At 58.9% G+C, this 11,915-nt stretch carries 13 protein-coding genes; 9 read left to right on the forward strand and 4 right to left on the reverse strand.

What is annotated here, in order from left to right; translation table 11 throughout:
* Window positions 1-35 precede the first annotated feature (35 nt).
* The 3 genes from ACI0FG_RS14930 (at window position 36) to ACI0FG_RS14940 (ending at window position 2,286) form a co-directional block, all read left to right on the forward strand.
* The gene (locus tag ACI0FG_RS14930) at window positions 36-509 is read left to right on the forward strand and encodes a MarR family winged helix-turn-helix transcriptional regulator (protein ID WP_419785800.1); all 474 of its coding nucleotides are present in this window, start codon (window positions 36-38) and stop codon (window positions 507-509) included.
* A 64-nt stretch (window positions 510-573) separates the two neighbouring features.
* Window positions 574-1,410: an EFR1 family ferrodoxin gene (locus tag ACI0FG_RS14935; protein ID WP_419785801.1), complete on the forward strand. Its 837-nt coding sequence runs from the start codon at window positions 574-576 to the stop codon at window positions 1,408-1,410.
* A 219-nt stretch (window positions 1,411-1,629) separates the two neighbouring features.
* Window positions 1,630-2,286, forward strand: coding sequence for a 16S rRNA (guanine(527)-N(7))-methyltransferase RsmG (locus ACI0FG_RS14940; RefSeq protein ID WP_419788398.1), 657 nt, complete (start codon window positions 1,630-1,632; stop codon window positions 2,284-2,286).
* Here ACI0FG_RS14940 and ACI0FG_RS14945 read toward each other — a convergent pair.
* From ACI0FG_RS14945 to ACI0FG_RS14955, 3 genes are read right to left on the reverse strand one after another with little or no spacing between them, the layout of a single operon-like run.
* The gene (locus tag ACI0FG_RS14945; RefSeq protein WP_419785802.1) at window positions 2,259-2,534 is read right to left on the reverse strand and encodes a hypothetical protein; all 276 of its coding nucleotides are present in this window, start codon (window positions 2,532-2,534) and stop codon (window positions 2,259-2,261) included. The two genes, ACI0FG_RS14940 and ACI0FG_RS14945, sit on opposite strands and share 28 nt — an antisense overlap.
* A 10-nt stretch (window positions 2,535-2,544) precedes the next feature.
* Entirely contained in the window at window positions 2,545-3,015 is a 471-nt protein-coding gene (locus tag ACI0FG_RS14950; protein ID WP_419785803.1) for a 23S rRNA (pseudouridine(1915)-N(3))-methyltransferase RlmH, read from the reverse strand.
* Entirely contained in the window at window positions 3,016-3,672 is a 657-nt protein-coding gene (locus ACI0FG_RS14955) for a metallophosphoesterase (RefSeq protein WP_419785804.1), read from the reverse strand. It abuts the gene before it with no gap.
* Window positions 3,673-3,922: 250 nt separating this feature from the next.
* Here ACI0FG_RS14955 and ACI0FG_RS14960 point away from each other — a divergent pair, with 250 nt between their 5' ends.
* The 5 genes from ACI0FG_RS14960 to ACI0FG_RS14980 all read left to right on the forward strand — a co-directional run bounded on the left by ACI0FG_RS14960 (window position 3,923) and on the right by ACI0FG_RS14980 (window position 9,494).
* Window positions 3,923-4,480 (forward strand): helix-turn-helix domain-containing protein, encoded by a 558-nt coding sequence (locus tag ACI0FG_RS14960; RefSeq protein WP_419785805.1) that lies wholly within the window; start codon window positions 3,923-3,925, stop codon window positions 4,478-4,480.
* Window positions 4,481-4,486: 6 nt separating this feature from the next.
* Complete coding sequence (locus ACI0FG_RS14965) at window positions 4,487-6,127, forward strand: AMP-binding protein (protein ID WP_419785806.1); 1,641 nt, start codon at window positions 4,487-4,489, stop codon at window positions 6,125-6,127.
* 204 nt (window positions 6,128-6,331) lie between these two features.
* On the forward strand, window positions 6,332-6,880 hold the full coding sequence (locus ACI0FG_RS14970) for a helix-turn-helix domain-containing protein (RefSeq protein ID WP_419785807.1): 549 nt from the start codon (window positions 6,332-6,334) through the stop codon (window positions 6,878-6,880).
* 94 nt (window positions 6,881-6,974) lie between these two features.
* Window positions 6,975-8,612 carry an AMP-binding protein gene (locus ACI0FG_RS14975; protein WP_419785808.1) on the forward strand — a complete coding sequence of 546 codons (1,638 nt, stop codon included), beginning with the start codon at window positions 6,975-6,977 and terminating at the stop codon, window positions 8,610-8,612.
* Between the two features lie 369 nt (window positions 8,613-8,981).
* Entirely contained in the window at window positions 8,982-9,494 is a 513-nt protein-coding gene (locus tag ACI0FG_RS14980) for a hypothetical protein (protein WP_419785809.1), read from the forward strand.
* A 207-nt stretch (window positions 9,495-9,701) separates the two neighbouring features.
* Here ACI0FG_RS14980 and ACI0FG_RS14985 read toward each other — a convergent pair whose 3' ends face one another.
* Window positions 9,702-10,736, reverse strand: coding sequence for a DUF2157 domain-containing protein (locus ACI0FG_RS14985; protein WP_419785810.1), 1,035 nt, complete (start codon window positions 10,734-10,736; stop codon window positions 9,702-9,704).
* 121 nt (window positions 10,737-10,857) lie between these two features.
* On the opposite strand from ACI0FG_RS14985, the gene selD reads away from it, so the two are divergent.
* On the forward strand, window positions 10,858-11,907 hold the full coding sequence (gene selD, locus ACI0FG_RS14990; protein WP_419785811.1) for a selenide, water dikinase SelD: 1,050 nt from the start codon (window positions 10,858-10,860) through the stop codon (window positions 11,905-11,907).
* The last annotated feature ends 8 nt before the right edge of the window (window positions 11,908-11,915 follow it).

The raw sequence follows: 11,915 nt of genomic DNA on the forward strand, positions 1-11,915 counted from the left end.
CGTTGGTTGACAGTTTTGTTAGGTTTACTTACAAAATGTTCATGGACACCCGGCAGACAGAATTCGAACAGATGCAAAGCGCCCTGCTCACCTTGGTGGACAAGATGGGCAAGCACCATGACCAGGGCGTCCGGTTCGGCATAGAAACCCGCCTGTTCCCGGCTGAAATCCACACCGTTGCCGCCATAGGCGAGGGAGAAGGAATCACCGTCACCCAACTGGCCGTGCGGATGCAGGTATCCAAACCGACCATCTCCGAACGCATAAAGCGACTTGTCGCCAAAGGGGTGGTGCAAAAGCAATCCGTTCCCGACAATGCCAAGGCCGTCACCCTTTGGCTGACCCCGGACGGCAAAACGGCCTGCGCTTCCCACGCCGCGTATCATGAGCAAATGTATGCCGTATTCCGCCGTTGCTTTGGCAAGGAGGCCGAGCAAAAAGCCAACTTGTTCAAGGCTGTTATCAAGGAAATCTCAGCCTGGATGGATTGTCTCGAAGAGAAAGGCTAAAAAATTTGCACAGTTGGTTAGGTTCACTAACAAAAAAATGCAAAGCCACAACAGGAGAGGCCCTATGCAGGAAACACCGCTCAAAATCACAATGGTCATCTTTTCCGCCACCGGCAATACCCGCACTATCGCAAGCCAGATGGCGGCACAGCTCAGGGAACGTGGCGCGGCGGTCGAGACCTGCGACATTACCGCCCATACTGCGGACCAGCCCCCGATTGATTGCAGCGCCTGCGATGCCGTGATTTTCGGGTTCCCCGTCCACTCGCTCCGCGCCCCGCGCGTGGTACGTGACTGGCTGCGGACACTGGACGGGCAAAGAAAAAAATGCGCGACTTTCTTCACCTACGGCGGATTCATTGTGCATCCCGCCCACCAATCCACCCGGACAATATTGGAAGAAAGGGGCTTCTCTCTAGTGGCTTCCGCCGAATTCCCCGGCGCGCACACCTTCAACCTGGGCGGCTGGAGGGCCTTTCCCCAGCGTCCGGACCAGAGGGAATCCGAACTCGCAAAACGCTATGTGGACGCCGTGTACGATCGTCTCAGCGGCAAAGACAATGCCATGCCGGGAGAACTACCCGCCGGAAATTTCTCAGAGGCGGAACTCGACCAATTCGAGGCGTTCCGCTTCAAGGTCGTCTCGCAACTGCCCGCAAGGATGGGAACGGAGTGCTCCCTGTGCGGCCTCTGCGAAGAGAACTGCCCCACCGGGGCAATGGATGCGGCAACCGGGGCTGCGGACCCGGCGGCCTGCATCGCCTGCCTGCGCTGCGTGGCCGACTGCCCGGAACACGCCCTCACCATCAACGACACGTCCCCGTCCTGGCGCAACAAACTCGCCATGAGCCAAATTACGGAAGAAGAATTGGATGACCAAATCGGCACCCTCTATCTGTAGAAAAACTACACCACTTTTTTACTTCCGTTGACCTAGGTCAATGCACCCGACACCCGGGCAAGGTAAACATGGAATCGCACACACTCCCAAGAGCCATTCCGATGGCATCCTACACTCCATTGAGAAAGGCCCCCACTCCGGGGCCTTTCTTCGTTTCCAACCGCCTTCGGCAGCAAGGTGCCACTGGCGCGCCGGGCGGAAACAGGCTATTGCCGGGCCATGATATCCACCAATCCCGCACCGAAGCAGATTGAGGCCGCCGCCAAAAGACTGGACCGGACCGTGACGCCGGAGCAGGCCGCGCTTCTGGGCCTGTATCTGGACCAGCTCGTCAAATGGAACCGGAAGATGAATCTGGTGGGCAAGGCGGACTGGAAGACCGTGTTCGACACCCTGATGGTGGACAGCCTGTATCTGGCGGAGTTTTTGGCCGGGCTGGAATTGCCGGAATCGCCGCTGGCCCTGGACCTCGGGGCCGGGGCCGGGCTGCCGGGCATCCCCCTGCGCGCCATGTGGCGGGAGGGAAGCTATCTGCTGGTGGAAGTGCGGGAAAAGCGGTCGCTCTTCATGCGCTCCGTGCTGGGGCGAATGCAATTGCCGGAAACCGGCGTGCTGTGGGGAAAGGCCGAGGAAGTCCTGACCGCGCCGGGCGGCACGGACGGCCGACGCGCGGACCTGATCCTGAGCCGGGCCTTCATGCCCTGGCGCGAGTTGCTTGATTTGGTGCGGCCGCTGCTGACGGACGACGGCACCGTGGTCATCCTGTCCAACGATCCGCTGCCCGACGACCTGCCCGAGGGGTGGCGCGCCGGACAAAGTACGAGTTATCCCGCGGCCGGGACCACCCGCTATTTCTGGTCGCTCTCCCCTGCCTGAGGAAAGGGCAGCCCCGCCTCTTCCGCCTTGGCGGCCGCCGCGCCCTCTTCGGTGGTCAGCGACGCATAGGCGTCCTTGAAGATCAGCTTGGTGGCCATGCCGTCGGCGATCTCGCCCAGCTCCATCAGCCGTTCCAGAAAATCCAGTATCTCGAAACGACGCTCGTCCTCGTTGTTGTCGAACTCGAACTTGCAGTCGCCGCTCTCGAAGTAGTGTTGCAGACGGTCCAGGTAATCAAAATCCAGCACGGGTAGCCTCCTAGTCGTGATGGTAGGGCATGTTCGCCAGAATGGTCGCGGCCCGGTAGAGCTGCTCCAGCAGCACAAGACGCGCCAGTTCATGGGGCAGGGTCAGGTCGCTCAGACGCAGGGCCCCGCGTGCGGCCTGCTTGACCTCGTCCGACAGGCCGAAGGGGCCACCTATGATGAAGACGGGACGCTGGTTCGGGGCCTCGGTCCAGCCTCGCAGCCGCCCGGCCAGCTTGCGCGAGGTCAGCCGGTCGCCGTGCTCGTCCAGGATGATCGGCACGTCGCCCTTGCCGAGTTTGGCCAGGATGCCCTCGCCTTCCTTGCGCTTCTTGTCCTCGGGCGGCAGCTTGCCCGGCGCGTCCTTGATGACGCTCTCATCCAGGGAATAGAACCGGGAAAGCTTCTTGTGATACAGGGCGCACCCGTCCTTGGAAAAGGACTCCTTGAGCTTCCCCACCCAGACAAATCCGATGGACGGCATCTAGACTCCCAAAAGTTTGGCCGAGAGCGCGCCGCCCTCGAACTCTATCCGCACGTAACCGCCGTCCGCCAGGGCACCGGGGTTGACGACAAGGCTCTGGCCGATCGTCTCCACCGCGCGCGACTCGTGGATATGGCCGGTGACCACCACGTCCGGGCCAACCTGCTCGATAAAGCGGCGCACGGCCGGGCTGCCGACGTGCATGCCGTTGGAAACCCGGTCCAGCGAGGAATCAAGCGGCGGCTGGTGAATGGCCAGAATGACGTGCTCGAACTCCGGGACCTTGGCGGCCATGTCGTCCAGCCAGCCGGCCAGGGTCTCCTCCGGCACCTCGCCGGGCGTGCCAAAGGGCGTGGGGGTGGACAGGCCGATGCCGATACACCCCAAGCCCGGGGCCAGCTCGCTCGCCTTCAGGTGCAGGTCAACTCCCCTGTCGCGCATCACGGCCTGAACCGCCTCGGTATCCATGTTGCCGGGCAGGGCCAGAATGCGGGGATTCACGGCTGCCACGGCATCGAGCACGCGCTCGCCTTCAGGTCGGCCGCCCCTGTTGGTCAGGTCGCCGGTGATGATGACGCCCTCGGCCTCGGCAAGGCCGGGAATGGACGCCACCGCGCCGGTCGCTTCGTGTATGTCGCCAAAGGCTATCCAGTACATGTCGGACTCCTGATTGCAGATTGGCGAAAACCTATACTGCCGGTCCTGCCGCGTCAAACCAGGAACGGCAAAAGAGACTCTCCGCAAGCATTCCCACTTTTTTGTAGGCCACCGCCATTGCCGCCTGACAATGGTGACATTCCTTCCTGTTTCAGGTACAGCAGGGTCAATAGTCAAAGTCTTCGACCGCAGCGCACGAAGATATTACATAACTGTCCAACCGTCATAGTTTTTTCAGGAGATTCCCAGCATGAGCACCGTCGGTGAACGCATCAAGTCCTACCGTGAGAAACAAGAGCTGAGCATCGAAGATCTGGCGAGCCGCACTGCGCTCGATTACGACTTCATCAAGGCCGTGGAAGAGAACGACATGTACCCCTCCCTCCGTCCCCTGGTGAAGCTGGCCCGTGCGCTCGGTGTCCGGCTGGGAACATTCATGGACGACCAGGTGTCGAGCGATCCGCTCATCGTCCGCCTGGCCGAACGGGAAGACGAGTTGATCACCCACGCCTCCGATGCCGAACCCGGCATGATTTTCCACTCGCTGGGCAAGAGCAAGACCGACCGGCACATGGAGCCGTTCTTCATCGAAATGCTGCCGGAGTCAGCCAAGGAAACCGCCCTTTCCTCCCACGAAGGCGAGGAATTCATAGTAGTCCACTCCGGCAAGGTACGCCTGACATACGGGGCCGAGGAATCCATTCTGGAGCCGGGGGACTCCGTCTATTACAATTCCGTGGTGCCGCACAATATCGGCTCCGCCGGGGGCAAGGCCGAAATCTACGCCGTCCTCTACTTCCCGGAGTAGGTCGTCATGGCAGCGCTCAGAGAAATCACCCTCGGACAACTGCTGGAAGAAACCGCCTCGAAATATCCCGACAACGAAGCCGTTGTCTACGTGGACCGGGATTTCCGCCTTACCTGGCGGGAGTTTGACGATCTGGTGGACACCGTGGCCAAAGGCCTCATGGCCCTCGGCATTGAAAAGGGCGAAAAAGTGGCCGTATGGGCCAACAACGTGCCCTACTGGGTCACCCTCCAGTTCGCCACGGCCAAAATCGGGGCCATCCTGCTCACGGTCAACACCCACTACCGATCCCACGAGCTCCAGTTCCTGCTGGAAAACTCCGAAACCGAAAACCTCTTCCTCATCGGCGAATACCGGGACCACGACTACCTGACCACGGTTTATGACCTGATCCCGGAACTGCGGACCCAGGAACGGGGCCACCTCAGCACCGACAAGTTTCCCCATTTAAAGAGGGTCTTCTACCTCGGCCACGAAAAGCACCGGGGCATGTACTCCATCCCGGAGCTCCAGGCCATGGCCGCCGTCATCACCGACGAGCAGTACGCGGCTCGCAAGGCGGAGCTCAACGTGCACGACGTGGTCAACATGCAGTACACCTCGGGTACCACAGGATTCCCCAAAGGCGTGCAGCTCACCCACTACAACATTACCAACAACGGCTACTGGATCGGCCGGAACCAGGGATTCAAGGCCGGGGACAGGCTCTGCCTGCCCGTGCCGCTCTTCCACTGCTTCGGCTGCGTGCTGGGTGTCATGGCCTGCGTCAACCACGGCGTGACCATGGTCATTCTGGAAGACTTCGTCACCCTGGACGTAATGAACGCGGTGGACGTGGAGAAATGTACCGCGCTCTACGGCGTGCCCACCATGTTCATCGCCATCCTGGAGCACCCCATGTTCAAGCGGTTCGACTATTCGAGCCTGCGCACGGGCATCATGGCCGGTTCCACCTGCCCGGTATCGGCCATGAAGAAGGTCATGGAATTGATGAACATGAAGGATATCACCATCTGCTACGGCCTGACCGAGAGCAGCCCGGTCATGTCCCAGACCACGCCGGGCGACACCATCGAACACATGACCGAAACCGTTGGCCCGGCCATGCCGGAGGTCGAAATCCGGGTGGTCGATCCCGAGACGGGCGAGCCCAGCCCCAACGGCGAGGTCGGCGAGATCTGCTGCCGGGGCTACAACGTGATGAAGGGGTATTACAACAACCCCGAAGCCACGGCCAAGACCATCGACGCGGACGGCTGGCTCCACTCCGGTGACCTCGGCACCATGGACGACGACGGCTACCTGACCATTACCGGCCGCCTCAAGGACATGATCATCCGGGGCGGGGAGAACGTCTACCCGCGCGAGATCGAGGAGTTCCTCTATCATCTGGACGGCGTGCGCGACGTGCAGGTGGCGGGCGTGCCCAGCGGCAAGTACGGCGAGGAGATCGGCGCGTTCGTGGTCCTCAAGGACGAATCGGACCTGACGCCGGAGGATGTGCGGGACTACTGCCGCGGCAAGATCGCGCGCTACAAAATCCCCAAATACGTCACCTTCCTGGACGAGTTCCCCATGACCGCCTCGCGCAAGGTGCAAAAGTACAAACTGCGCGAAATGGCAGGCGAACTGTGGCCGGACGCCTAGAATGAACGAATTGATTGTCCGGGAGTCTCGCAGAGGCTCCCGTTTTTTCTCTCAACGCCGCCATGCTCGACCAAGCGGGCGGCATACCCCGGGGAATGTCATCAAAAAGTTTTGAAGAATCCCAACAACCTCAGTATAATGAGGTTTCCAGGGTCACCGGAGAAGTCTCCGGCGCATCATCCATTGCCATAGCAGGAGGTAGGCATGGAACAGTACAAGGAAATAGCCCCGCGCCTGGTGGGCTTGCGCGAGGGGGTCGGCTGGTCGGTTGAGGAAATGGCCGATCTGCTCGGCATGCCCGCCGAAAAGGTGGAGAAGTACGAGTCCGGCAAGGTGGAAATCCCGGTCGGCTATCTGCTCGACGTCTCCCGGCTGTGTCGCGTGGACCTGACCACCCTCATCTCGGGCCGCGAGCCGCATCTCAAGTCCTACGCACTGGTGCGCAAGGACGAGGGTTTCGCAGTGGACAGGCGCAAGGACTACGATTACAAAAGCCTCGGCTACAAGTTCGCCGGGCGCGAAATGGAGCCGTTCCTCATCACGGTCCCGCCCAAGAGCGGCGACGACATGACAGAAACCACGCACCGGGGCCAGGAATTCATCTATGTCCTGGACGGCCGCCTGGAGGTTCGCCTCGGCGGGGAACCCATCATCGTGGAACAGGGCGATTCACTCTACTTCGACTCCGAAACTCCGCACGCCCTGCGAGGCCTGGACGGCCGGGACGTGAAATTCCTCGACGTGATTCTATAGGGCTGGCCGGAAGTTTCGGCCAGTCCGGACCGCAGGGTCGCCGGTCTGTGTATGGGAACAAAAGCAATCATTTGGAATCACGGAGAGATATTGGATGTATAGCAAAGAGGAATACAAGAGTTACGAGGACCTGGTAAACCGGTACAAACCCGAGTGCCCGGACACCTTCAACTTCGCCTACGACGTGCTGGACCGCATGGACCCGGACAAACAGGCCATGATCCATGTGGACGACGACTACAACCGTCGTGATCTCGACTTCCGCTTCTTTCAGGAGACATCCTGCAAGCTGGCCGACGCACTGAAAAAGCGGGGCGTCAAAAAAGGCGACCGCATCATGCTTGTTCTCTACCGCCGCCTGGAGTTCTGGACGGTCATGCTCGCCCTGCACCGCATCGGAGCCGTCCCCATTCCCTCGCCCAACCTGCTGACCCGCAAGGACATCGTCGAACGCGTCAACTACGCCCACATCTCGGCCATCATCTGCGAGGACTCCATCCACGAACGGGTGGACCGCGCCCGGCCCGATTGTCCCGGCCTCAAGCACCTGGTGCAGGTGGAAGGCGAACCGGGCGACGGCTGGATCGGCTACGACACCCTCCTGCAGGAAGGAGCCCCGACCTTCCCCCGCACCGATGATACCCCCTGCGGCAAAGAGCCTTTGCTCATCTTCTTTTCCTCCGGCACCACCGGCCTGCCCAAGATGGTCGTTCACAACCACAAGTACGCCTATTCCCACTTCACCACCGGTGCCCTCTGGCACGATCTGGAGCCGGACGACATCCATCTGACCGTGTCCGACACGGGCTGGGGCAAATGCGTCTGGGGCAAGTTCTACGGGCAGTGGATGGCCAAATCCATCATCTTTGTCTGGGATTTCCGTGGCAAGTTCGCCCCGGCTCATCTGCTCCAGGTCATGGCCGACAACAAGATCACCACCTTCTGCGCCCCGCCCACCATCTACCGTTTCCTGGTGCGCGAGGACCTCTCGCAGTACGACCTCTCCACCCTGCGCCACTGCACCACGGCGGGCGAGCTGCTCAACGACTCGGTATTCTACGCCTGGAAGGAGGCTCTGGGCCTGGAGATATTCGAAGGCTACGGCCAGACCGAAACCACGCTTCAGGTCGCCACCTTCAAGTTCATGGAACCCAAGCCCGGCTCCATCGGCAAGCCCGTGCCCGGCTGGGACATCAAGCTCATGGATGATGAGTGCCGCGAGGTGCCGCAGGGCGAGGAAGGCGAAATCTGCATCCGCATCGACAAGCCGGTCATGGGACTCTTCGACGCCTACATGGACGAGCCGGAAAAGACAGCCTGCGTCAAATGCGACGGCTGGTACCACACCGGCGACAAGGCCTGGGCCGACGAGGACGGCTACCTCTGGTTCATGGGCCGCACCGACGATCTCATAAAGAGTTCCGGCTACCGCATCGGGCCCTTTGAGGTGGAATCCGCCCTGGTGGCCCACGAATCGGTCATCGAGGCCGCCGTCACCGGCCTGCCCGACGATGTGCGCGGCCAACTCGTCAAGGCCACCGTGGTCCTCGCGCCCGGCTACGAGCCAACCGAGAAACTGACCAAAGCCCTCCAGGCCTTTGTCCGCGAACTGACCGCGCCCTACAAATACCCGCGCGTCATAGAATACGTGGACGAACTGCCCAAGACCATCAGCGGCAAGATCAAACGAAAGGAAATCCGCGAAGCGGACATCGAAAAATACGCCAAGTAAACGAAAGGCGGCCCTTTCGGGCCGCCTTTTTTCCCCTCTGCGGGTTATGCCATCTCCAGGATGGCCGATCCGGTACTTCCCTTATAAGGTCTAATCTGCGTTCATATCCACCGCCACAATCATAATACGGTTGGGCCATGTCCATTCATTTTGGGCAAAGTAGGCTTTGAGTCCAACGAGCATATCTTGTTACATTGTGATTTTTCGCTATGTCGCATTTACTTTATCTATACAATATACTTTTATTTGTTGTTTGCTTTGATAATAATCAAGAGATTTGCATTACTACCGCAATCGCAGTACTGAATTAATATCGTCTGATGTCTATCGTTTAGGTATTAATTATTTATTACTACAGGAGTTCACCTTATGTTCCGGAAATCTCTTGTTTTCTCTTTTATGTTGACGATATTGATATGTTCATCGGCTTATGCTGTGGATTTTGTGCCACGTGGGAAAGTCATTATACCTGGTGTTGAATCAATCTGGCCGAACTCTAGAGTCGCAGCTTCAACACAGATAGCTATTACTAATGTTTCTGGATGTGATGTTAATTGCAAAGTTACATTTTATGACCATAAGGGGATCGATGTTAGCAGTTATTGCACCCTTTATACATGGAATGCCACAGGGACAACTGAATCTGTGATCGGAACATGCGATGAAACATTCTCTCTTGGGTCTGGGAAAACCATTCTGGCTGGGGCTAATATACATAATACCAGCAAGGGGATTCACGGGTATGCCGTAATCGAGTGGGGCTCGGATAATCCCCATATCAGCCGTGCGCTTGTAGTCATGGCTCAAAAAACAAATATAGATCTTAATAACAGCCTTCTAAGCCGTATCGCGCTACCTGTCGTGGGAGTGCAGCCGTTTTAGGAATAATTGTGACATTGTAAACGGCTAACCGTTTAGTCTGAATTCGTCTTTATGGTGGCGTTGCGTTTTTGTCGCAGCGCCACCATTTTTTCCCGTATCTGATCAATACCTATAATCGGAAAAATCTACATCCTAAGTACGCCACCGACCTCAACGGTTTTAAAGACAAGGTATACTTACCCTGCCCGACAGAACTCCGCCTAAAATCTATTTCCTATATTGCGGCAAGAAGGCGCGGAAGCCGGACGGGAGTGAACGGTCCATCCAGGCGGTCAGACGGGCCTCGTTTCGGTGGTACACCATACCGCCCAGGATGATGAGCAGTCCGATCCCGCTCAAGGCGAAAGTAAAGGAAATGGAATCCTTGAACACTTCCATGGCCAGGTGACCAATGTAGATTGCCATGCCGAGAGCCCCGAAGACGAGGAAGGCCTTTCGCCGCAGCAAAATGGACAGGACCATGAGGCCGAAGTTTATCATGGCGTAAAGGAACCTGCCGAGTTCGCTGCCGCTGTCCATGTAGGTCAGCCCACCCCAAAAGGCCATCAGCCCGAAGAGATAGAGCCAGAAAGCGAAATCATCACGGGTGCGCCGGTCAACGGCATAGGCTCCGAACAAAATGATCGCCCCCACGATCATGGAGGCATAACTGAGCTGCGACGACGAATAGGACATGCCGAAAATCACCGGTGTGACATCCATGGAAAAATACCAGAGGGTGAAGGCGAGGGGCATGGTCAGGAACGGAAACCGATAGAACCGAAGCGCCAGCAGTGATCCGGCGATCGTACCGACCTCCATCAGCCCCCAACCGGCGCGAATCCAGGTGTAGAAGTTGCGATAGGTACCGGGGGAAGGCGCGCCGCCCCAATGCGAAAGTTCCTGAATGGAATAAATGAGCAGCGGGATCATGCACACCGCGATGGTGATGAACATGCCGCCTGGAATTTTCCACTTCGTCCTGTGCCAGAAGAAATGTCCGGCCGCCAGAAAGGAAAGGCCGTACACCAAGGCAACAGCCAGATGGCCGACACCGCCCAGGGACTGCCAGTTCATTCCGACATATACCGTCAGCGAGGTAATGATGATCAACCCGCCAAGATAATACAATAGATTTGTAAAGTTGAGTCCCGCCCGCGTTCCCGCACGCTCCCGGAAAGCCGCCGTCAGAGCCGTCCTCTGCTCTTCTGAAATGAGGCCTTTGCCAACCGCCCAGCCCAAATCATTTTCCGTAAATTTCACAACACGTTCCTTTGTTGAATACGACATTCAGATCACACATACGCAACCATGCGTCAATAGGCGGCGTCCTCCTTTGCAATCCATAGCCTCTCTGCTAAAAGAATCTGACAAGGAGATATGCATGACCAAGTTGAAATTGGTGAGCATGGTCAAAGCGGCCGGCTGAGCCGCCAAGATCGCTCCGGGGGACCTGGAGCAGGCACTTTCGGGACTGGGGACCCATGAGGACGACCGCGTGTTGGCCGGAAAGCCGGGCGACAACGAGGACGCTGTGGTGTTGTCTTTTCCCCCCGGCAAGGCTTTGGTCCAGACCGTGGATTTCTTTACGCCCACGGTAAACGATCCGTACCGTTTCGGGCGCATTGCAGCGGCCAACGCCCTGTCCGACGTATACGCCATGGGCGGCACGCCGTGGGCGGCCATGAACATCGTCTGCTTCCCCATGAAAAAACTGCCGGGTACGGTGCTGACCGAGGTGCTGCGCGGCGGCCTGGATACCGTGCTGGAGGCCGGAGCCGTTCCAGCAGGCGGCCACAGCGTGGAGGACGACGAGATCAAGTACGGGCTGGCGGTCTCCGGGCTGGTCGATCCCGACGGATTCGCCTCGAACAGAGGGTTCCGGCCGGGCCACGAACTGGTGCTGACCAAGCCCATCGGCACCGGCGTGCTCTCCACGGCGGTCAAGGGCGAGATGCCGGGCTGCGAAGCCATGGAGGACGTACTCTTCGAGATCTGCGGCAGGCTGAACAAAACGGGTGGCGAGGTCATCCAGCAACTCGCTCTGAAAGGGGCCACTGACATCACGGGGTTCGGCCTGGGCGGCCATCTCATAGAGGTGGCCGAGGCCAGCGGGGTGACAGTGGAACTGCATATGAACGAGGTGCCGCTCATTGATCAGGCGCTTGATCTGGCCCGCATGGGGCTCATGCCCGCCGGGTCCATCTGCAACCGCAATCACTATCTGCCCAAGACGTTCATTCCCGAGGGCGCGGACCCGGTGCTGGTGGACATGATGTTCGATGCCCAGACATCGGGCGGGCTGGTCCTTTCCATACCGCCGGAACGGCTTGACGAGGCCATGGGAATTCTGTTGGGCGCGGGCGACATGGCCGCGCACATCGGTACGGTATTGCCGCGCAAAAGTGGCGCGCCCCTGCTGCGCATCATCTGAGGAGGAAG

Source organism: Pseudodesulfovibrio sp. 7M6, assembly GCF_050058625.1.
GTDB lineage: Bacteria > Desulfobacterota > Desulfovibrionia > Desulfovibrionales > Desulfovibrionaceae > Pseudodesulfovibrio > Pseudodesulfovibrio salinus.

Excerpts from the sequence above, each read along its gene's own strand:
- ACI0FG_RS14930 (WP_419785800.1), top strand. The coding sequence starts at position 36 with ATGTTCATGGACACCCGGCAGACAGAATTCGAACAGATGCAAAGCGCC.
- ACI0FG_RS14935 (WP_419785801.1), top strand. The coding sequence starts at position 574 with ATGCAGGAAACACCGCTCAAAATCACAATGGTCATCTTTTCCGCCACC.
- ACI0FG_RS14940 (WP_419788398.1), top strand. The coding sequence starts at position 1,630 with ATGATATCCACCAATCCCGCACCGAAGCAGATTGAGGCCGCCGCCAAA.
- ACI0FG_RS14950 (WP_419785803.1), bottom strand. The coding sequence starts at position 3,015 with ATGCCGTCCATCGGATTTGTCTGGGTGGGGAAGCTCAAGGAGTCCTTT.
- ACI0FG_RS14955 (WP_419785804.1), bottom strand. The coding sequence starts at position 3,672 with ATGTACTGGATAGCCTTTGGCGACATACACGAAGCGACCGGCGCGGTG.
- ACI0FG_RS14960 (WP_419785805.1), top strand. The coding sequence starts at position 3,923 with ATGAGCACCGTCGGTGAACGCATCAAGTCCTACCGTGAGAAACAAGAG.
- ACI0FG_RS14965 (WP_419785806.1), top strand. The coding sequence starts at position 4,487 with ATGGCAGCGCTCAGAGAAATCACCCTCGGACAACTGCTGGAAGAAACC.
- ACI0FG_RS14970 (WP_419785807.1), top strand. The coding sequence starts at position 6,332 with ATGGAACAGTACAAGGAAATAGCCCCGCGCCTGGTGGGCTTGCGCGAG.
- ACI0FG_RS14975 (WP_419785808.1), top strand. The coding sequence starts at position 6,975 with ATGTATAGCAAAGAGGAATACAAGAGTTACGAGGACCTGGTAAACCGG.
- ACI0FG_RS14980 (WP_419785809.1), top strand. The coding sequence starts at position 8,982 with ATGTTCCGGAAATCTCTTGTTTTCTCTTTTATGTTGACGATATTGATA.